The organism is Bacteroides sp. HMSC067B03, from assembly GCF_001811315.1.
Lineage (GTDB): Bacteria > Bacteroidota > Bacteroidia > Bacteroidales > Bacteroidaceae > Bacteroides > Bacteroides faecis.
In genome coordinates this window covers 1-22,146 of the sequence record NZ_KV804386.1, presented here as the reverse complement: position 1 = coordinate 22,146, position 22,146 = coordinate 1, and the positions used below count along the sequence as shown (strand labels likewise).

Annotated in this window: 18 protein-coding genes and 1 tRNA gene; 16 read left to right on the top strand and 3 right to left on the bottom strand. The window is 38.9% G+C overall.

The features are described from left to right. Window positions 1-12 precede the first annotated feature (12 nt). From HMPREF2794_RS16070 to HMPREF2794_RS16050, 5 genes are all read left to right on the top strand, one after another. Window positions 13-462 carry a GatB/YqeY domain-containing protein gene (locus tag HMPREF2794_RS16070; RefSeq protein ID WP_008763705.1) on the top strand — a complete coding sequence of 150 codons (450 nt, stop codon included), beginning with the start codon at window positions 13-15 and terminating at the stop codon, window positions 460-462. Window positions 463-2,101: 1,639 nt separating this feature from the next. Next, a complete protein-coding gene (locus HMPREF2794_RS16065) occupies window positions 2,102-2,791 on the top strand; it encodes a DUF1573 domain-containing protein (RefSeq protein ID WP_168166609.1) in 690 nt (229 codons plus the stop codon). Between the two features lie 25 nt (window positions 2,792-2,816). Further along, entirely contained in the window at window positions 2,817-3,887 is a 1,071-nt protein-coding gene (locus HMPREF2794_RS16060; RefSeq protein ID WP_070751923.1) for a hypothetical protein, read from the top strand. Between the two features lie 434 nt (window positions 3,888-4,321). Continuing rightward, window positions 4,322-6,055: an O-antigen ligase family protein gene (locus tag HMPREF2794_RS16055; protein WP_083312107.1), complete on the top strand. Its 1,734-nt coding sequence runs from the start codon at window positions 4,322-4,324 to the stop codon at window positions 6,053-6,055. A gap of 15 nt (window positions 6,056-6,070) precedes the next feature. Next, on the top strand, window positions 6,071-8,128 hold the full coding sequence (locus HMPREF2794_RS16050; protein WP_139147268.1) for a hypothetical protein: 2,058 nt from the start codon (window positions 6,071-6,073) through the stop codon (window positions 8,126-8,128). Window positions 8,129-8,214: 86 nt separating this feature from the next. On the opposite strand, the gene HMPREF2794_RS16045 is transcribed toward HMPREF2794_RS16050, so the two are convergent. Next, the gene (locus HMPREF2794_RS16045) at window positions 8,215-9,450 is read right to left on the bottom strand and encodes an acyloxyacyl hydrolase (protein ID WP_070751916.1); all 1,236 of its coding nucleotides are present in this window, start codon (window positions 9,448-9,450) and stop codon (window positions 8,215-8,217) included. Next, window positions 9,447-10,394, bottom strand: coding sequence for a hypothetical protein (locus tag HMPREF2794_RS16040; RefSeq protein ID WP_070751914.1), 948 nt, complete (start codon window positions 10,392-10,394; stop codon window positions 9,447-9,449). Before HMPREF2794_RS16040 ends, HMPREF2794_RS16045 begins: the two co-directional genes overlap by 4 nt. A gap of 138 nt (window positions 10,395-10,532) precedes the next feature. On the opposite strand from HMPREF2794_RS16040, the gene HMPREF2794_RS16035 reads away from it, so the two are divergent. After that, the gene (locus HMPREF2794_RS16035) at window positions 10,533-12,272 is read left to right on the top strand and encodes an ATP-binding protein (protein ID WP_070751912.1); all 1,740 of its coding nucleotides are present in this window, start codon (window positions 10,533-10,535) and stop codon (window positions 12,270-12,272) included. A 4-nt stretch (window positions 12,273-12,276) separates the two neighbouring features. On the opposite strand, the gene recO is transcribed toward HMPREF2794_RS16035, so the two are convergent. After that, complete coding sequence (gene recO, locus HMPREF2794_RS16030; RefSeq protein ID WP_070751910.1) at window positions 12,277-13,005, bottom strand: DNA repair protein RecO; 729 nt, start codon at window positions 13,003-13,005, stop codon at window positions 12,277-12,279. A 141-nt stretch (window positions 13,006-13,146) separates the two neighbouring features. Here recO and HMPREF2794_RS16025 point away from each other — a divergent pair, with 141 nt between their 5' ends. The 10 genes from HMPREF2794_RS16025 (at window position 13,147) to rpsT (ending at window position 22,005) form a co-directional block, all read left to right on the top strand. Continuing rightward, a complete protein-coding gene (locus HMPREF2794_RS16025; RefSeq protein WP_070751908.1) occupies window positions 13,147-14,103 on the top strand; it encodes a tyrosine-type DNA invertase cluster 3b in 957 nt (318 codons plus the stop codon). A gap of 405 nt (window positions 14,104-14,508) precedes the next feature. Further along, on the top strand, window positions 14,509-15,126 hold the full coding sequence (locus HMPREF2794_RS16020; protein ID WP_010536164.1) for a DUF3575 domain-containing protein: 618 nt from the start codon (window positions 14,509-14,511) through the stop codon (window positions 15,124-15,126). A 22-nt stretch (window positions 15,127-15,148) separates the two neighbouring features. Then, complete coding sequence (locus HMPREF2794_RS16015; RefSeq protein ID WP_070751906.1) at window positions 15,149-16,204, top strand: DUF3868 domain-containing protein; 1,056 nt, start codon at window positions 15,149-15,151, stop codon at window positions 16,202-16,204. A gap of 12 nt (window positions 16,205-16,216) precedes the next feature. Continuing rightward, window positions 16,217-16,780, top strand: coding sequence for a DUF3575 domain-containing protein (locus HMPREF2794_RS16010; RefSeq protein WP_055269344.1), 564 nt, complete (start codon window positions 16,217-16,219; stop codon window positions 16,778-16,780). A gap of 13 nt (window positions 16,781-16,793) precedes the next feature. Further along, on the top strand, window positions 16,794-16,985 hold the full coding sequence (locus tag HMPREF2794_RS16005) for a hypothetical protein (RefSeq protein ID WP_010536161.1): 192 nt from the start codon (window positions 16,794-16,796) through the stop codon (window positions 16,983-16,985). Window positions 16,986-17,026: 41 nt separating this feature from the next. After that, window positions 17,027-18,442: a DUF3868 domain-containing protein gene (locus HMPREF2794_RS16000; protein WP_055269343.1), complete on the top strand. Its 1,416-nt coding sequence runs from the start codon at window positions 17,027-17,029 to the stop codon at window positions 18,440-18,442. 25 nt (window positions 18,443-18,467) lie between these two features. Then, window positions 18,468-19,961, top strand: a complete 1,494-nt coding sequence (locus HMPREF2794_RS15995) for an Mfa1 family fimbria major subunit (protein WP_055269342.1) — start codon at window positions 18,468-18,470, stop codon at window positions 19,959-19,961. Between the two features lie 32 nt (window positions 19,962-19,993). Continuing rightward, the gene (locus HMPREF2794_RS15990) at window positions 19,994-20,971 is read left to right on the top strand and encodes a FimB/Mfa2 family fimbrial subunit (protein WP_070751904.1); all 978 of its coding nucleotides are present in this window, start codon (window positions 19,994-19,996) and stop codon (window positions 20,969-20,971) included. Between the two features lie 665 nt (window positions 20,972-21,636). After that, window positions 21,637-21,708, top strand: a tRNA-Glu gene (locus HMPREF2794_RS15985). 42 nt (window positions 21,709-21,750) lie between these two features. Continuing rightward, window positions 21,751-22,005, top strand: a complete 255-nt coding sequence (gene rpsT, locus HMPREF2794_RS15980; protein ID WP_008763686.1) for a 30S ribosomal protein S20 — start codon at window positions 21,751-21,753, stop codon at window positions 22,003-22,005. Window positions 22,006-22,146 lie beyond the last annotated feature (141 nt).

Here is a 22,146-nt window from a genome sequence, read left to right as displayed (position 1 = left end):
ATAAATATCATCATGGATTTATTTGACAAAGTCAGCGAAGACATTAAAAACGCAATGAAGGCAAAAGATAAAGTTGCCTTGGAGACTTTAAGAAACATAAAGAAATTCTTCATCGAAGCTAAAACAGCTCCGGGAGCCAACGATACACTGACAGACGAAGCAGCCTTGAAAATCATTCAGAAACTGGTGAAACAAGGTAAGGACTCTGCCGAAATCTATATCGGACAGGGACGCCAGGATCTGGCTGACGGAGAACTGGCACAGGTTGCCGTAATGGAAGCTTATTTGCCCAAACAAATGACTGCTGAAGAACTGGAAGCTGCATTGAAGGAAATCATTGCCGAAACAGGTGCTACCAGCGGAAAAGATATGGGTAAGGTGATGGGAGTTGCCTCCAAGAAGTTGGCAGGACTGGCAGAAGGCCGTGCTATTTCTGCAAAAGTAAAAGAGTTGTTGGGATAAGCCCCCACACCTCCTCCCCAGAAATAAAAAAAACTTTTTGGTCTCACGGTCTCATTCCATTAAGATAAGCCGTAGATAATCAGCAATATAAAGAGTGAGAGATCCTTTTCAAACAGGTGTCTCTCACTCTTTTCTTCATTCAAACAGCTATTTTTCACGTATCTCTCATTGTCTTTAGGGGTATCTCTCATTCATTTACGACTCATTTCTCATGTGCTTTCCGTTTACATTAGCAACACTCCGATTATGTACCGCTATTCTGTGTTTAAATGACCGGTTCTTTAGATGTTATGCTACTTATATCCTTCACTTAAGATACCTAGATCTGCATGTTTTCTTACCAATATCTTCATCGTTTCACCCGAGTGAACAGATCATTGCACTTAGGTGAACCGATCACGTCACGATAGTAAACAGATCGTATCACCCGGGTGAAACGATGAAGATGTCGGTAAGATAATTTAATAATACTAGTTGTAAGACAAGAGAACATAGGGTAGTTGACACTTTAAAGAGCGGCAAACAATAACTTCTTTACCATAAAACAGAATAAGAACAACTAATCGTTTCCCGTTTTTTGAGATTACATGATTTATAAAATCGCTTGATTTGCATCAAATTACAAGAATAAAAACCAAAGAGTATTACCCAAAGAACTATATATAATATTAAAGTAACTGGAAAGACCATATCCTAATAACATATATCTACTACCAATATAAAATATTAATATTTAGCTCGCTAAACTCCCAATTAGTCATAGCCAAGATAGATGTGCTTTCGCTAGCAATAACGATGCTAAGCGGGCTCCTACTACATAAATTATATTAAGCCAAAACGTTGTATTCGGCGACGAGATGATACTCTATCTGCTTTTCCCGAAATATACAGCTATTTTCTTTTAGTTTAATGCTTGAGTCTTACATAGACCATACAAAAATAGTGCAATAAACTTTGTACGTGCTAAATTCATATTCTTCCAAAATTTGTTTGTAGAATAGGAATTAATTCCGTATCTTTACTCCCATTCCTGTTTTTTGTGCAATTCATAGTCAAGAATTTAGCCGTTTAAAACTATAAAAGTACCTCAATTAGGAATTCACATTAATTTTCAAGTTATCTATTTCGCTGATTTTCATATATTTACTACCAATTTTAAGCTTTTATAATGAAGGAAAAGTTTATAATTAAAATTGTAGAAAATATAATCTAGATTTACTGTTTTAGAATAATTTGAATGCTGTGATGCAACTTTATTAGCAAAGATAAACAAACGTAGATACTGTCTGTTATTTAGATCAAATACGAATAACAACTAAGAGAGTGATGAGATTAGTTATATCAATGCGTTTTTTATTATATTTTCACACAAACTATAACATCTAATATTATGACAAAAAAAACTCAATTCTATGGATGCATTTTACTCGTACTTTTTTTATTTCTTACGGTTTCGTGCAAAAATGACAAGAAAGAGAAAAACACGAGCACGTGGGTAGGTAAACAAATTTATTTCCCTCAAAACACACCTTGTATTATGCATGGGAGAGACTCACTAACAAAATTTTGTAAAGATAGTCTTCGTAAAGAATATAAAATATTATTCTATGTTGATTCGACTGGTTGTAACAGTTGTAGAATGAAATTATTAGAATGGAAACAAATAATTTCTGAAGCAGAAATCTTATTTCCAAACAAAGTAGATTTTTTATTTTATTTTCAGCCTAAAAGCATATACGAATTGAAGAATATATTATCGGCTAATCTATTTGATTATCCTATTTTTGTGGATGATGCAGATTCTATTAATAGTTTGAACCAATTTCCTAAAACAAGAAGGTCACGTACAAATCAATTTTCGAAATCCATACAAAATGAATGTTTCTTATTAAATAAGGAAGATAAGGTTTTAGCTCAAGGAAATCCAACATCATCTTTACAAATTTGGGAGTCTTTCAAAGCTATAATTGGAGGGAATCAAAATACAGAAACAAAGATTCAAACAAGTGCTAGTTTAGACAGAACTATTCACAATTTTGGAACTATTACCAAAGATAGTATAAGTTCTACAGTTTTTAAAGTTACGAACAACGGGAATAAACCACTACTTATTACAAGAATATCGCTATCATGTGGGTGTACAGATGTTATATGGGATAAACAACCAATAAAGCCTGGAGAGAGCACAATCATTAAGGCTGAAATTAAGCCTAATGATATTGGGTATTTCAGTAAAAACTTAGTTATATATTGTAATTCTATTAACTCTCCTATTGTATTGACACTTAAAGGCATTGCAAATAACAACATTCAAAATAAACTTAATTAAATAATCTATTCAAATAATTAAAATTATGAAAGTAAACAAGCTATCTTTTTTTGTATTAGCAGTTCTTTGTTGTATTGCTGTAAGTTCTTGTAGCCAACAAGACTATGACATCCAAATTCCTGAAAGAGTTTATGGAGACATGAATCTCTTGAATAAAAATCTCACTAAGGATCTTAATAGTAGTAGTAATTTGTCATTTGAATATCAAATTTCAGATGCTAATGAATACATTAAATATAATGTTTATGTTGAAAACAATCAATTACACTCAAAACTTTCATACAAACAAAACGATGCAAAGTGGGTAGATATAAGCGAAATTGATTTCAACTTTAAAAAAGTGAATTATAAGAATGGAATGAATGATATAGTTGAAAAACATGCCGAAACCTTAAAAAAGAAGTTAGATATAGCAATAATTAATAGAGTAGGTAATATTTTAGAAGGATTGCCAGAAATACTTTATAAAAAATTAGGTAGAAATGAGTACAATAATGAACTTACACTATCTATCTTCTATCATTTGGCAGCATTTAATACATCAATACGAGCTTATGAAGACAAATCTAAAGATTGTCAATGCGGTGTTAACAATAGTTATCTGAGTGGAGAATCCCCATTTTTTTGTGCAGAGGATGTTATGGTTAGTGCCGATGAAGCCTATGATCTTATTAAAGAAAGGTCGATAATAAAAAAATCGGAGGGGTATGAATTTAATCCTAAATCATTATTGCAATATTTGAGCAATGAATCAGGAGAATTTGTTTCGGCAAGTAAACTAGATAGATTATTGAAACATGAATTTGGTTCTTATTTCAAAAAGTTAAATAAAAAAGAAAGATTGCGTATTCGTAATGACTACTATCAATCATCAAATATTATTATGACAAAAACACCTTCTGAATATGACGGTTGGCCTATAGATCCAACTTGTTGGTTATATGGTGCAAGAGCAGGAAGTGATTGTGGTTGCTGTGGCAATTATTCAGGTCCTTGTTATGGTTGTTCTCCCGCATGCTACTTACATGACAAGTCATGTGAAACATGTGAGCCTAGTTGGTATTGCTTGAGTGGATGTGTTCCTGGCCCATGTTAAACTATAAAATAGACTTTTAATCATAGATATGATAACTAAAATAATTTCGGAGAAGAAACTTTTTTGGGTAAGCTTTGCTGTAGTTGGATATTTTTGTTTACTATATTTAAATGCTTACTTCGTAACATCTGATTTAGTTTTTATAGGGTGGTTTCAAGAACTGCTAACGATACCATTTATACTTTTTCAGTTTATACTTTTGATCATATCAATTTTACACTGTATTAAAGACAAATTTCGAGTAAATAAATATTCGTTTTGGAGTTTTTTTATTTTATCGATAAATAATCTATTTGTTATCTGTAGTTTTATTTTCAGATAAAATATAGTTCAAAAGCGAAGTGTTTCCTAAAAACTAATTTACTGTCTAAATTAATGTTTGAAAACATATAGCAATTTAGACTGTGAGGATAATACTTCAAATATGATTAACAATGAAAGTACGTATATATTTGTATAATTCAACTAGAAAAACAATAGCTACTAATTTAGCTTTTGTTTTTCTATTGTTTTATGTGATGTTTCGCTCATCCCAAATATTTATTTCAGAGGAACTATCTAAATGGTATATATTTATTGCAGGAGGTTTGCTATTTTGCTTCTTGCTAATATTAGTTATAAAATCCACAAAAATAGATATTGATCTTGTGACAATATTTACTACTACTCTAGTAGGATATATTCTTATTTCAGAATTTTCTTCACAATCTATGCAGAGTAATATTTATTATTTGTCATTTGCAGTATTTATATTACTGTTTCTTTCATTTAGGATTGTCCCCCTTGATTGCATTGGGGATATTAATACTATAATACTTTCCGTATGTATAATACAAGCTGGCTATGGATTAATGCAATATTTTGGAATATTCCATACTTATAAAGTCTTTAATATAATTGGAAGTTTTGATAATCCTGCTGGTTTTGCAGCTTGTCTTGCAGTTGGATTTCCATTCTGTTTTTCGGCTTTAGATGGGAACAAGCAGAAACGTCACCTAGCCATTATAGCATTAGTAATTATTACACTATCTATTATTCTATCAGGTTCAAGAGCAAGCATTATAGCAATACTTGTTGTATCTAGTATATTTTTAGTAAGTAGATATCACCCTTGTTTTAATCACTATCGCAAATACTTACTTGGGGTTTGTATTGTGATTTTAGTTACAGGTGCTATATTGTTTTTCTTAAAAAAAGATTCTGCAATAGGCCGAATACTTATTTGGATCAATTCGCTTGAGATGATTCTTGATTATCCTATACTGGGAAGTAATTCAGGCTCCTTTTTACGAAACTATATGCTATACCAAGCAGATTATTTTAAGTTAAACCCAAATAGTCAATACATTATGCTAGCAGATAATGTTAAACATCCATTTAATGAGTACCTCCTATTAACTATAAAGTACGGCATTGGGGGATTATTAGCCTTAATTGCAGTTATATTTTCAGTCATAAAATCATTAAATAAAATAAATAATTACCATTTATGCTTGTTGTCTATTGGAATCGTTGCTTTTTTCTCTTATCCACTACGTTATCCTTTTATTGTAGTTATGATTGCATATTGCTTGGCAAATATCAAGTATAAAAGTTTTTTTGCGATTAAAGTAAGATTCGTGACCAAAGTGATAGTGACTGTATTTATTGGAGGTATGTTCTTAATTCTAGCACAGGATATACAATTTGAAAAACGTTGGGGACAAGTAGTACAGATTTCAAGATTCGGCAACTACAACAAACTTCTTGATGAGTACAAAGCACTATACTCTGAATGGAACGGGAATCCGATGTTTTTATATAACTATGGCGTAATTCTCAACAAATCTGAGCACTACAATGAGAGTAATACTATTTTGTTTGAATGCACAAAATACTTTAATGATTACGAAGTGCAGATGCTAATAGCAGATAATTACTCAAAACTAGAAAAATGGGACTATGCAGAAGCATTCTATTATTCTGCACACAATATGATTCCTAACAGATTCATGCCTTTATACAAGTTAATGCTGTTATATAAATACAGTGGGAATACAAAGCAAATCATAGATATTGCGAAAATTATAATTAATCAAGAAGTGAAGGTACCATCAGAAATTGTCAATATGATAAAAATGGAAGCTCAAAATATAGTTGAACAATCTTCTGGTCACACAGTAAGATAATATTTTAATTTAGTTATGAAAAGAAGAACACATACAATTATTTTAATAGTTATATTGGCATGTATTGCAACCCATTTTATTTATCAAACGAATAAACAGATGAGAATAAGTAAAGATTTATACCCTGTACTTCTTTATTTTCTCTACATTGATTGTAACTCTACAAAATATAATGCTGCTGTTTTCTTGTTAGAAAACATGAAGTACCATTATTCTAAAGGTCGAATAATTGAAGTCCCTGAAAATGTTGAGCGATGGCGTTATATGACAGATAGTATTTATTGGAATTTAATAAAGAACACAAGTAATCTTATAGATAATTACCCTTGGAAGGCTCTTAGAGAAATACAAACAGTAAATCGTAAACGGGTTGATAGTATAGAGATTTCTAAGATTCATACCGATGATAACTATTATCTGGATAGCGAACATATATCCTCTAGATTTCTGATTTCACATATTAATCATGCATTCAAAGTCTGGAAAGAATCGAAGTTTGCTCAACACTTAACATTTGATGAATTTAAGGAATATATTCTGCCATATCGTTCAATAAAAGGAGAAGGATATCATTGCAGTGGAGATCATTATTATTCCATCTTTGCTAAATATCTCTCCAAAGATAGTGTTCCATCTTTACGTGGAGTGGTAAATCATTATAATTTAACAATAAGTGCTTGGAGAGGATTAAATGGAAATTTTAGCGAAAGGGGGATAAAAGGAGAATATGCTTTATACGCACATGGCTTACATGATTGTATCGGAAATGCAAATTATGGGTGTAATGTTCTAAGAGCTTTTGGAGTACCCACTGTTGTAGAATACAATATATGCTACGATCGTTGGGCTGGTCGTCATTTTATGTGTGCTATTTATGATACTACTGGAACTTGGATGACATTTACTCCCGAGTTTGATCTTCCAAGTAATCCTAACTGGGAAACGGGAGCAGGGAAAAATACTCTGAACGCTTATAGACAACTTTATGGAGCACAAAAAGACACTCCTTTTTTTCTTAAAAGCAAAGAAGAGTTTGTTCCTGATATGTTAAATGACCCATGTATCAAGGATGTTACATCATACCTCAAGAAAGTTGTACCTATAAATCTACCTTTCAATAAGAAAACAACAAGTCGATTAGCATACCTTGCTACTTTTCATAAGGAAAACGAAGGAACTTTTCCTGTAACATGGGGAATTATAGATTCAGTTTCTAGCATGGTACATTTTAAAAATGTTATTCCTTATAAAATGTATTTTCCTATATATTATGATAATGGGAATATGGAAGCCTTTGGAGAACCATTTTACGTTACACTTGACAGTATAAATGTATCCATTTGTCCACTCACAGAGAATACCCCACAAAAAGATTCTTTAATTACATTAACTCTAAATAGAAAATTTGCAAGAAAGCCAAATATGATTAATGTCGCAGAAAGATTGATAGGTGGACGCTTTGAAGGTGCAAATAAACATGATTTTAGTGACGCAGAGCTCTTACATGAAATAAAAGAAGCTCCAGAGCCATACTTTATACAATATCTTTTTACCAACTATAAAGCATACCGATATTATCGTTTTATCGCACCAGAAAAACATCCAAATGCAAACATTTCTGAATTAGAATGGATTACATATAAACATTACAATTATTCTAATACAATGAAAGCAACTCGCCCTCATATAACAGCGCCCAGTTGTAAGGATATACTAAATAAAGAAAGTAAGTATGTTAAATTACTGGATGTAAAATCATGGGATGACATAACGTGGAAAGCAGAATATGATGGCAATATGCAAACAGCACCAAGTCCTTATAGGACAATACATTTTATGCTCACCTCTCCTCAAAGCGTCATAGGTGTTAGATTCTCACCACTCAATGCAGATAATGGGATTACAGCTGGAGATGAATTTGAACTTTATTATTGGGACAATGGGTGGCAATATGGTGGCTCTAGCAGAGCTGATTATGAATATATATCTTTTGAAAATATTCCTATAAATAAGCTATATTGGTTAGTAAATACAATTGATTGGAAGAGAAGAGTTACCATTTATTGTTATTAACGGAAAGCAGCATTTTGTATATTATGACATTCTCAATAAGTAATAAAGCACTTTGAGATGAATAACTAAATTAACTAGTTATCCATTCACCGCTTATCGTGAAATCTATATCCAATCCCCAGCATTAGATTGTTAGGGTCTTTAAACTTACTCAACTGATACCCCACGTGCAAAAACAAATGGCGGGTAACATAAGTTTTGAGAGCCAAAATTTGATAGAAACCTTCCGTATCATCGCCACTATATATCATATTTCGTCCGATACCGGCATTGATTGAGAAAATGGGCATTACCAATTCTGCCCGAAGCGACAACCCCACCGCAAATTGTTCGCGGAATGGAGGACGGTGAAACTTTATATCGTCCCCATAAGTTCCTACTAGCTTATAGTCCTTAATATTGGCACTCTCGTCAAATTGCGCATCTGCGGAAAGTCCTGCCCGGAAATAGTTATTGAAATTATACATCGGGGCAAAATTGAGACCAACGATTCCGAACGAACCGGGAACCAAAGTGGGTATCCCTTCTTTGACGAATCCTCTTTTGCGAGTGGCGCCGTATACCAACAAGTCGTAGCTGACGTGTGGCTTTATGTAAAGACGTTTGGGAGCAATTGCTCCGGACGCCTTATCTTCGGCATTAAAGGTACGTACAATGCCGACTCTCCCTCCGATAGTATTGAGACCTCCATTGGGATAATGCGTGTTTCCATTGGAGAAATGAGTGAAGTCCACACCTGCTGCAAGTTTCCACTGTGGATAAAACTGCCAGTTTAAGACAAAGCCCAGATTGATATACGCATTGATTTTAGAACCGATAGCATCATTGTACCAATTGCTGTGTTCGTCATATTGTTTCCAACCGAAAGAAGCACCGAAATTCCACTCATAATCCAACGATAAACGGGATGAAAACCGTACAATAGGTGCCCCTTGAAAAGCATATACCGCCACCGGATTTCCCAGTTCAGCGGAATTATAAAATGTATTATGCGAAACACCGATACCTTGATAAGCATGAGGATACAACCTCCCCAAATAGGAATCTTTGCTGAACTGGAAAGCATACTTCAAATGCAGGGAAAGTGACCGGTCAATTTTCTGCCGTTGTGCATTATCGCCTTCGAGGAAACTGTTTGTCGGAGCCACATAGCCCGGACGCACATCAAAACCTATCTGATGGATGAGAGCATGGCTGGTGCTGTCATTCTGTTGTCGGACAGGTTTCACTACTGTCTGAGCGTCCAATTTGTTGCCGACTGCTGAGAGCAGCAGCAAGCAGATTATATACAGAGACCGTCTGGTATTCATATTTCTAATCATTTGATATTCTCGCGTGCTATGTAACATTTTCCGGGCATTTTACTTTGTAACGTACCGGTTATAGTGCGCTGTCTCCCATTCTTAGGGTGAACAGCATAAAGGGTGTACTCTGTTTCGAACCACTCACATTCTAACAGCATAATGATACGTTGGGTAGTATTAGGCGGGATAGAAATCTCCTTCTTCTCCGTATCAGGGAAAGGCAAAGGCAGTGCCTGCTGCTCAGACGTATATTGCGCCTGTACACCGTTCATTCCCAACCATTCATTTTCCATGCTTGGTATCTCTACTGTCGGATGATCTCCTCCCAATAGCCGGAAAGCCTCAGGGTCATCGCTTTTGAACACCACCTCATGGTGGGCATCCTTGTAAGGGAACAACAGGCATGGATAGGGAATATCCCAATAATTAGATTGTATGAAACTCTTTGTTTCTTCCAATCTCCATTCATGAGAATACGCGTTTAAAGAATAAGTGATATGATCGAACACATATCTGTCCGATGGAGTTATTTCAACATATATCTCTTGCGATTCATAATCATTGCTCACTACAAGCATGAATCTAAAGTAGTCGTTGCGGACGTTTTCGCCCACTGTGATCTTTAGTTCTTTGGGATTACTGCGTTGAATGATAAAATCGGTCAGTTTCTCATTGCATACAATCTTACCTAATCCTTTTAGGTAGACATCCTGGTTTTTCATTATCAGATTGTCATCAACATCATAAACTTCATATTGATGGATAAAGTCACTATCGTAAGTATACATCCAAACCAAATCCCAATTGGAGGATGCAAAACGAATAGTTACAGCATCACCATTCCCATCCAAAGTAAATTCGGAATCGGAAATCCGGAAATCGTCGACAAATACATCATCGTTGCACCCATACAGAACTAAAAAGATGAGAATATATGCCGCTAAATTTGTGAATGTTTTCATATTAGTTAATAGCTAGTCATTTTGTTGACGACAAAAGTAATATATATTTTTAGAAGAGTGTTATTATCTACCCTCTTTTAGTTGCCACATAAAGGAAAATAAACTATTTTTGTTCTCAAGATAAAAGAGGGAGCAATTATGGATGCAGCAATAAAGAAAATACCTTATGGGATGACAGATTTCGAGAGAATAATTCTTGAAAACTATTATTATGTAGATAAAACACAATATATCGCCAAAATAGAAAAAGTGACCTCCTTCTTCTTCTTTGTCCGCCCACGTCGCTTTGGTAAGAGCCTTTTCCTAAATATGCTCGGTCTATACTATGACATTAACAAAAAAGATCGGTTTGAGGAAATATTTGGCAATCTTTACATAGGCAAGCATCCTACGCCTGATCGCAACAAATATCTGGTGCTTACACTCAATTTCAGTAGTGTAGCCGCCAATATGGATCGTTTGGAAGAAACATTCAACACCTATTGCAAAATCGTAATGGATGGATTTGCAGAACGAAATGCTCATCTGTTAGGGAAAGAAGCCGTCGAAAAGCTACATGAATTAAAAACAGGAGATGCCTTATTGGGATCACTGTGTCAAAGCGCCCAAAACAAGGGACAAAAGATATATCTGATCCTCGATGAATACGATAATTTTGCCAACAATATTCTGGTAGATTATGGCAATGAGCGTTATCGCAGCATCACTCATGGCAGCGGATTCTTCCGTAGCTTCCTTAAAGTGGTAAAAGACTATTCAAGTTCAGTGATCGAGCGCATCTTCTTGACAGGCGTAAGCCCCGTAACAATGGATGATCTCACCAGCGGATTCAACATTGCGGATAATTATAGCAGTTCACCTATCTTTAATAATATGATGGGATTCAATGAACAAGAAGTACGCACTCTAATCGATTATTACAAAAGTTACCGAGAACTACCGCATACTACAGATGAATTAATAACCATCATGAAGCCATGGTATGACAATTACTGTTTCGCCATAAAAGCACTAAAGGAACCGTCTATGTATAATTCAGATATGGTGCTCTATTTCATGAATCATTATATGCTGAATGAGGATATCCCTGACAATATGCTTGATGCCAATATCCGCACCGACTACAACAAGCTGCGCCACCTCATCCACGTTGACAAAACTTTCGGTGAAAATGCAAGTGTCGTACAAGAGATCGTAGAAAAAGGTGCTACTACCGGAATTATTGCAAATAGTTTTCCAACCGAAGACATTATCAAACCAGAAAATTTCAAAAGTCTGCTCTACTATTACGGTATGCTAACCATCAGCGGAATGGAAATGGGCGAGCCTGTACTGAGTGTCCCCAACTGGGCAGTACGCGAACAACTCTACGGTTACATGGCAGACATCTACAAAGATTCTGCCGGCTTATACCTGGAAACAGATAAGCTGGTAGACCGAATGAAGCGAATGGCATACAAAGGAGAATGGGAGAATTGCTTCACATACATTGCCGACCGCTTGAACGCCCAAAGCAGTGTTCGCGACTTCATAGAAGGTGAAGCTTATGTAAAGACCTTTATTTTGGCTTACCTCGGATTGACACATTATTATATCGCCCGCCCCGAATATGAGAGCAACAAAGGGTATGCGGATATCTTTCTGCAACCTCGGCTGCTACAACTTCCCGACATGGTATACAGCTACTGCATCGAAGTGAAATACGCAAAACGAGATGCTTCCGACACCGAGATAGAAAAATTGCTGTCCAATGCCAAAATACAACTGAAACAGTATGCAGCAAGCGAATGGATTCATCAAGACAAAGGGACTACAGAATTAAAGAGTATCGCATTAGTGTTCCAAGGCTGGAAACTGGTGAGAGTGGAAGAAGTATAAACAGCTAATCAAACAATTCTTTCAGTACATCCAGCGACTTTAATGCAGGAAAATCCGGCAGATGCAAACGATAATAATCATTCATAATCGTCAGGCAGCGAGTGCGTTCCGCACGGCTCATGCCAAATAAGTGCATCGTCTCATAATTCATGCGCATCAACTGGCGAAGACGTCCAGCCTCTTCGGAATTAATATAAGAAGAATGCAACTGCGGACGAGTGGAAGTGAAACAAGCATTCAGCAAGTCAAAGTAATCACCGGTGTGATAATCTTCCAGATTCGGATACAACCCCAAAAAACGGGAAAGACGCATCAGAAAAACCAGATGGAAATTGGCAAACCCTTCGCGACATTCGTCCAGCCAAATGACAGAATGCTGCAAATAAGCGAACAACGGACGATTCTCAGCCTCTTCACGGATAGCACGATACAGAAACTCTGCCAGAAAAAGTGCCATTGAAGACTTGTACGGGTCATAAGGAATAGAAGTGAAAGGATAAAAGGACTTTGCCTCTTTCACCCGGTAGAGTGTGGCATTCGGACGGTAGTCCGCCTCAAACTCGATAAAAGACAAGGGCTGGAAAAGCACTGACTTGACTGCTGACTTCCGCGAACGGGGGACGGGAACCAGAAAAGAAGTCCTGCCGGATAACTCCGTGTACATATCTACAATGATAGAAGTATCATTATATTTAAGCGTATGTAGAACTATTCCTTTCGTCTTTTGCAGCATAACGTGCTCCTCTTTTTATCATTCCGGAACAAAACTACAAAAAAATGTCTGGCAATTGAGAGCTTTTTAGAGGCGTTAACAACAAAAAAGATTGCTATTTTTGTTATACTCCCTGAATAACAAGTAAATATAAACAAGAACATGAAAAGAAAAAGTAATAAAAACAGCTTTATCGGATGCGCAAAAGCATACATCCGAAGTCTTCAAGAAGAAGGCCGTTACTCGACGGCACATGTATACAAAAACGCAATTCTTTCATTTACAAAGTTTTGTGATACTCCCGATGTGGCATTCGGGCAAGTCAACCGCGATAACCTGAGAAGGTATGGACAGTATCTTTATGACTGCGGATTGAAACCAAATACCGTATCGACTTATATGCGTATGCTGCGCAGTATCTACAACCGGGGCGTCGAAGCAGGCACTGCCCGTTTCATTCCCCGACTGTTTCGTGATGTATTCACCGGAGTAGATGTCCGCCAGAAGAAGGCGCTGCCCATCAACGAGCTGCACATGCTGCTCTACAAAGCGCCCAAGTCCAGACATCTGTGTCGTACACAAGCAATAGCACGACTGATGTTTCAGCTCTGCGGCATGCCGTTTGCCGACTTTGCACATCTGGAGAAATCTGCATTGACACACGGAGTACTGAGATATAACCGTATAAAGACGGGCACTCCCATGAGCGTTGAAATACTGGAAGCAGCCCAAAAGACAATCAACGGACTGCGCAACAATGAATCTTCCGCCGGCGATTATCCGGATTATCTGTTCGACATAATGAAAGGAGATAAAAAAAGGAAAGAAGAGGCAGGATATAAGGAATATCAGTCGGCTCTCAGACGTTTCAACAATCAGTTGAAGAGCCTCTCCAGAGAATTGCGCATCAAATCGCCCGTCACTTCATACACCATCCGGCATTCCTGGGCAACAAGCGCCAAATATCAGGGAATCCCTATCGAAATGATCAGCGAATCATTGGGACATAAATCGATAAAAACCACGCAAACTTATCTGAAAGGCTTTGGACTGGAAAAACGGACAGAAGCGAATAAATTGAATTGTTTTTACGTAGAGAACTACCTTACAGGCAAATAGAGAGAGACAAACTATTGAATATAAACAAATTACCTTATCTATTACTTCTTAGGTAACGGAAATAAATACAGCGCAAAGATATAGAAAAAGAACATCATACTCCAAATTAATTATACATTATTTTACTCCCTTTCTTTCAAAAAAAATAAAAAAGAATACAGGAGCATGAATTATATCTGTTTCATGTTCCAGACCGCTATTGTATCTGCCGGACTGTTTTTCAGCCGAAAACTCATATATACACTTTATAACTCAAAGACCGCTGCCTTTTTTACTTCTTTCCCCTCCACATACCGGTCACAAAACCGGATTTCCGTTACCTAAGAAGTAACAGAAACACATAAACAAAAGATTATGACACACAAACCCAATAGTAATAAAAAAAGGATATTGCCGATCAGCAGCATGAAGGGACTCACACCAGTCTTAAAATGCATGTTGGCAAGCATCCTCCTTTCCTGTCTTCTGCCCGCTTCCAGTCTATACGGGCAAAAGATAGCTGTCAAGAGCAATCTTCTCTACGACCTCACAACCACATTCAACATAGGGGGAGAGATAAGATGCGATGATACGCATACGCTCAGTCTCTCCGTCAACTACAATCCCTGGAACTTCGGAGGAAATAAAAAGATGAAGCATTTCATGCTCCAGCCGGAATACCGCAAATGGTTTAGCGGAACGTTTATGGGAAGTTATATCGGCTTTCAGGTTCATTATGCCCTGTTCAACTTTGGCGGTATGCTCCCCTGGGGATTCGGAAACGGTAAAATGCTGGGAATCGAAAACAAGCAGATTGCCAACAATCGGTATCAAGGCAATCTGGCAGGCTTCGGCATCTCCTACGGTTATCAATGGATGATCAGTCCGCAATGGAATCTGGAAGCAGGACTCTCACTGGGATATGCCCACCTCAACTACAAACGTTATGGACAACCCGAAGGCGCCGCCTTCATAGAAAAGTCCCACTGCAACTATTGGGGCCCCACGCAGATAGGAATATCACTCGTATATTTCATTCAGTAAATCAATTAAATCACAACATAACATGAAAACGAAAGTATTCATCTTTTTCAGTCTATTGATATGCAACTTGCTCCCGGCACAGAACGTTAAGCTGGATATCGTCCCTCACTTCTTCGGTGTCCGTGCAGATTCATTGCTTCTGTCCATGGACATTTCAATCCATATAGACGACATGGATTCCAAAAGTGCCTTTATGCTGACACCCGTACTGACCAGCCAGGAGAAAAAAGTACTGCTGCCACACATACAACTGAACGGCAAGCAGAAACAGAAGCTATATCTGCGCAATCAGATATTGCGCAAAAAGAATGACCGGAAAGAAGAGGATGCAAAAGCTTATCTCATTGCCGGCATTGACGAAAATCATTCACGTACCATTTCCTACCGGACTTCATTGCCGGCGGAGGACTGGATGAGCAACGCGACACTGACACTCAAAAGAACTATTGTACGTCCGGAAGGTGAACAATCTCTGAAAGATACGATCGTCATAACTCCTCAAAACATAGTGGCATCTTCCGGCACAATAGTTCCCTCCAGTACGGCTACCCAAGAAATAGTCTCCCTTCCTGCTGTCAATGAACGTTCGGTGACTCCGGCAGCCGGCAACAAGATGAAATACAAGGGTGCCTATGTTTCTCCCGAAACGGATGATGTGGATGCACGGAATCAGAAAGAACTGAATTTCAGCCTTGAAGAGGCAAAAATGATAGCGGAGATCAATCCGCAGATGTTATCGCTCCGCGAACTCTACACTGTCGCCCTGTCTTATACGGAAGATAAAGCCCGGTTTTACAAGATTATCAATATTAGTGTCAAACTGTATCCTGTACACCCGGTTGCCAACCTGAATGCAGCAGCTGCCGCCATCGAACAGGGAGACGTCAAATCGGCAGGTAAGTTCCTTTCAATGGCTCTCCATGACAGCCTTGCCTACAAAAACTGTCGCGGAGTATACGAACTTATGTCCGGAAATACCTATGAAGGTATCCGAATGCTGAAAGCCGCCAAAGCAGAAGGCTCCGAAGAGGCTGCATACAATCTGAATGCATTTTTTGAGAACAATAAACGCCCTTAATCAACGGATACAATGAAACGTTTCATATTCCTGCTCTTACTTCTTGGATGTCTGGACGCTTACTCGCAGAAAGTGGCCATCAGAGTGAATGCGCTTTCTGCCATAGACGGAGCCTTCGGAGGAGGAATCTCGTATGCCATAGGAAACAAGAACACCGTCGAACTCACCGGAAGCCTGCGACCCTGGAAGCGGAGCGAAGAATATGTCAACCGCTACTGGCTGCTGCAACCTGAATACAAATACTGGACTTGCCAGAAGTATAACGGCTTTTTCTTGGGGGCTTATCTGAACGGCGCACAATTCAACATCGGAGGCAAGAAACTGCCTTTCGGCGTATTCTCCCAACTGAAACGTTATCGGTACGAAGGCTGGCTGGCAGGCGGAGGTATCAGCTGTGGATATCACTGGATGCTGAACGACCACTGGAACATAGAAACAAGTGTGGGAGCAGGATACGAATATATCCATTACCGGCAATACAACTGCGTAGATAAATGCGCAAAGCTAAAGGAGGAAGGAAAGTATCATTACGCAGGACCTAATAAGGCCTCTATTAGTTTAATCTACCTATTTTAAGAAAAGAAGAAAAATGAAAAAATTATGGAAAGTCTGGTTCTCCAAAAGGAGGCATATTTACATGGAGATAGCACGCAAATACCGGTCTACACCGTGGAAAGTATATCACTTAGGACATGGCGGTAGAGGAAAAACACCGAAGGACATGAAGATTCTGGAAGAACTGCAACAACGCGGAATCATATCTTATATCTATCCTTGGTGAACAGGCTATTTCTACATATAGATTCATTGATTAGTATAATTATGAAACTGAGAGGATTTTTTATTATTGCGGTCATGGCATCGCTTTCCCTACAGGCACAGACGCCTGTAGAGAAAGATAACGGAACGATCCGCACCACCGCTTCCAGCCTCCACAAGGCAGGGGAAGAACTGGTGGTTTCTATTTCGGTAGAGATCACCCGGGACCTCTCGTCCAACGAATCGCTGGTTCTTGTTCCAGTTGTCACCGACAGTCTGGAGCACCGGATGGAACTGCCACCCATCTATATCAATAGCCGGAAACAACAAATCATATTTATGCGTGAGACGGGCAGAAAAGAGAAAGAAGCCCGGTCACTGCAAAGGAAAAACGGAAGTCAGCAAAGTATGCATTATCTGCAATCCGTTCCTTTTGAGAAATGGATGAACCATGCTACACTCTCACTGATAGAGAAAAGTTGCGGCTGCGGCATCCCCAGTGAAGAAGCTTTCACCTGTATCGCCCGTCTGCATCCGCAGCCGGTACCTATTCCGCAACTCGTATTTCTCACTCCGCAAGTGGAAGCGCTGAAAACCAGAACCGAGAAAGGGTGTGCATTCATCGACTTCCCTGTAAACGATGTGATCATACACGAAACATACAGCAACAATGCAACAGAACTGAATAAGATCGTTCAAACAATAGATGCTATCAAAAATGATACGAATGTGACAATCACACATATCAGCATTCATGGTTATGCATCACCCGACGGACCTTATAAACTCAACGAGAGATTATCCCGCGAACGTACTCAGGCATTGAAGGAATATGTATGCCGGTTATATACATTCGACCAAACGGATATCCAGACCTCACATACTCCCGAAGATTGGGAAGGATTCGAAGCTCTTCTCACCGATACAGCCTTTCAGCAAAAAGAGGCGGTCATGAGAATCGTGACAGGCAGTCTGCACCCCGACCGCAAGGAAGAGAAGTTGAAAAAACAATTTCCGGCATTCTATCGCTTTGTACTCGAACATTGGTTCACGCTGCTCAGGCATTCCGATTATACCATCGAATATCATGTACGTCCTTTCAGCGTAGAAGAATCACGAAATATTTTCGTGACCAACCCCAAGAATCTGAGCCTTGAAGAGATGTTCCGCCTCGCACTTACCCACACACCGGGGAGTGAAACATACAACAAGATATTTATGACTGCCGTGCAATTGTTTCCGGATAATCCCGTAGCCAATCTGAACGCAGCCTGCATCTCACTGATGCAAAGAGACGTGAAATCCGCCGGGCATTATCTGGAGAAAGCACCGGAAGTACCGGAAACGGCACTGGCAAAAGGCGTCCTGTACCTTCTGAAGAACCAGTATGAAGAAGCGGAATCATTCTTCAGACAAGCCAAAGCTGCCGGACTTTCACAAGCCGATGACAATCTGAAACGAATATTAGAACTTAAATAAATGTTTAATTAAAATCAATGGTAAGATGAAACAATTTACAAAACTAATGGCAATGCTCCTGTTTACAGCAGCCACACAGTACAGTTGCATCAACGATGCAGATGTAATCTCCGACAAAACTCACTCGGATTCGAACGGCAACGTAGCCCTGTTTCTTGAAATTCCGAATGTTCCCGTCAGCCGAAGTGCCGAATCATCAGGCGTAACTGAAGAAGGTTCGAAAGAAGAATACGCAGTAAAAAGCCTTACTGTCTACTTCTTTGACTCGGTTACCAAAACTTTTGTTGAGTCGCAGCCTCTTGAAAACATCACACTGGCAGGAACAAGCGGACAAAAAATACAATACACCGCCAACAAAATCACAATGAAACCGGGAACCTACAATGTATTCGCCATCGCCAATGGTGAAGCAATCACAGGGGACATCGCAACACAGGACAAATTCCTCGGAGCCATCGACAAGGTGACTTACAGCACAGGAAAGATTCCAAGTGTACCCGAAGAAGGATTTGTAATGACCAACCGTGGTGCTGCCAACCTGAACGTTGAAGTCAGCAAGCCCACAGACTCTGACAAAGTAACCAACATCTCCATCAGCCTGGAACGTGTAGTTGCCAAAATTGAAGTGACACAGACACAGGAAACCTTCCCCCTGAAAGACCCGGCAGGAAAGACTTACTGTACTATCAAACTCAATAACTTCAGAATGCTGAACCTGGCAACTCAGTTCTACACCTTCCGCCATACAGCCGTACTGACCAGCCTTCAGGAACCGGACTCATACACTGATGAGAACTTCGGCAACATAAACGATAACGACGGTTATGTAATAGACCCTTACTTCTTCAAGAAAACCGTAGAAGGTGCCGAAGACTTTAAGAATGAGGACGGTTTCTTTGCACAGGCACTGGTGCAACTTAATATAAACGACAGCAACTGGGCAGGCATGGCTCCGGCAAATAGCTGGTCACGCATCTACTGTCTGGAGAACTGTATGTTCCGTCCGGCCCAGATGAATGCCTATACCACAGGAGTGATGTTCAAAGCAAGCCTCGACATTGCTACCGACCGTGTATTCGACGAAAGCGGAGAAACAGTCAGCAACCCGTCCAACTGGCCGACCAACCTGTTTTACTTCAACTACAATTTCTACACCAGTGTAAATGCAATCAGAAAACTGGTACTTAACAACCTGCCCGGAGACATTACCGACGACTCTACAACGGAAGAGCTTGCCAAATATAGCATCAAACGTTTTGGCAAGACTGAAAACTATGCATGCTACTATAACTATTGGATCAAGCACGAAGACAACAACAATGACACTGAGATGGGAGTAATGGAATTCGGTATCGTACGCAACAACATATACAGGCTGTCAGTCAATAAGGTTGCAGGTCTGGGCAGCGGCGAACCGTTTATCGAACCGGAACAACCGGATGAATACAAGGCAGAACTGAACATCAACATTGATGTTTTTCCGTGGGCCGTACGTAACCAAGATGTAGAACTTGAATAAGTATCGGCCACTTTGAACTAAATTTATTACCAATGCGTCCATTTTTACTACATATTATCTGCGTTATCACGCTGTTCTCATCCTGCAACTGGGTGAACGATGATCTGTCAGACTGCCCTACCGGGACCTGGTTGAAAATCTCGTATACCCATAATATACTGGATGTGGATGCCGCTTCCTCACAAGTAGGAGACATCACCATTTTTGCTTTCGACAAGAACAACAAGTATGTGGACAGACTGGACGTAGACAGTATCACATTACATCAAGGCTACTGCATGGTAAGAGTGCCGTTTCCCGAAGGGAGCTATCATCTGCTTTTGTGGGGAGGAGCTTCCGACCGTCAATACCGGTTCCCTTATCTCAAAACCGGTCAGACGGAACGGGAATCATTGCTCCTGTCATTGATATGTGACAATGACAAACAGATGAACGGGAAATTGAACGGCCTCTTTTACGGTAGCCTTGAAAATATGACGGTCAGCAGTGATTATCAGGTATGGGACGCCCCTTTAGTCAAGAACACCAATTATTTCTCATGTATCCTTCAGGATGAAAACAATAACCTTCTGAACCGGGAAGATTTTACTTTCACGCTGGAAGCTGCTAATGGGGTAATGGATTATACAAATACTCCATCGGATACAGAGCCCGTTTACTATCGCCCATACCGGCAGGAGGTCAGTGTACTCTCTGATGATATTCCTGTCATTCATGCGCGATTGAACACATTGCGCATCATGAAAGGAGATCAGACCACATTGTCCATAAAGCATATACCCAGCGGACAGGAAATTCTGCGTCTTCCGCTCACCCAGTATTTATTGTTATCTAAAATCTACAGTTATACCGGTGATGAGATGGACGACCAGGAATATCTTGACAGGCAGGATTCATATACACTTTTATTTTTCATCCAATCATCGGATATGGGGATTCCGAAGATATGCCCGAAAATAATGGTAAACGGATGGACTGTGCGGCTGAATGATTCAGAACTGGAGTCTTAAGAATACATGGCTGATTGTATGTATACGGAATTTAGGTGAGATGTTCTACAGAAAAGGCTACTGTGAAGTATCCGAGTGGTATGATATACCCTTTTTTTCGCATGTTTTGTTTCCCACAACATGCCAAATTTCCTTATAAAACGGCACTTCATTGAAGGACTGTTTTATTAATTGTTTGTTTTGTTTGTGTTGGTGCACTTGTCCGAGCGAGGACAAGTGCACTTTCGTTATCTATTAAAACAATCAGAATCACGCACTCTATCCGTCACAATGAAAAAGTTGCCATTTTCTATACTGCAATTTATATAGGGAGCAGTAAGAAGGATACCATTGAACAGAAACCCGACCTGCGTTCTTATCGTTTTTTCGAAAACGATGTAACAACCAAGAGCTAAGTACGTAAAGTCTATTATATATAATAAGGTGTAAACATAGGCTATTATCCATAGCACTATGGAAAGAGATTTTTTTTTCGACAAATCGCAACTTCATATTTAGCTGAAAATCAAGTAGCATAAGCCTACCACAAGAAAAAAAAGAAGGAAAAACAGATATTTTTTTCAAGAATTGTTTGTCAGTTTCAAAAAAGTTCCTACCTTTGCATCCGCAATCGAGAAACAAACACTGATTCGAGAGAGCAAAAAGCAGAAATGCAACAATAGGATGGCCCGTTCGTCTATCGGTTAGGACGCAAGATTTTCATTCTTGAAAGGGGGGTTCGATTCCCCCACGGGCTACAAGTAAAAAAGAATAAAGAACTAAAAAATAGATTAGTCGAAATGGCAAATCACAAATCATCACTGAAGAGAATCAGACAAGAAGAGACAAGAAGACTTCATAACAGATATTATGGTAAGACCATGAGAAACGCTGTTAGAAAACTTCGTGCAACTACTGACAAGACAGAAGCTGTTGCAATGTATCCTGGCATCACCAAGATGTTGGATAAGTTAGCTAAAACAAATGTTATTCACAAGAATAAGGCTAACAATCTGAAATCTAAGCTGGCTCTTTACATCAACAAGCTCGCTTAATAATAGAAAAATAACAATTCTATATAGCATTCAGGCTGAACTTTTAAGTTCGGCCTTTTGTGTTTATAATCCACTGAATATCAGACCGCTTTCCCAACCGCTAATTCCGGATCAATGTAAAAACCTGAGGGATTTTCATTT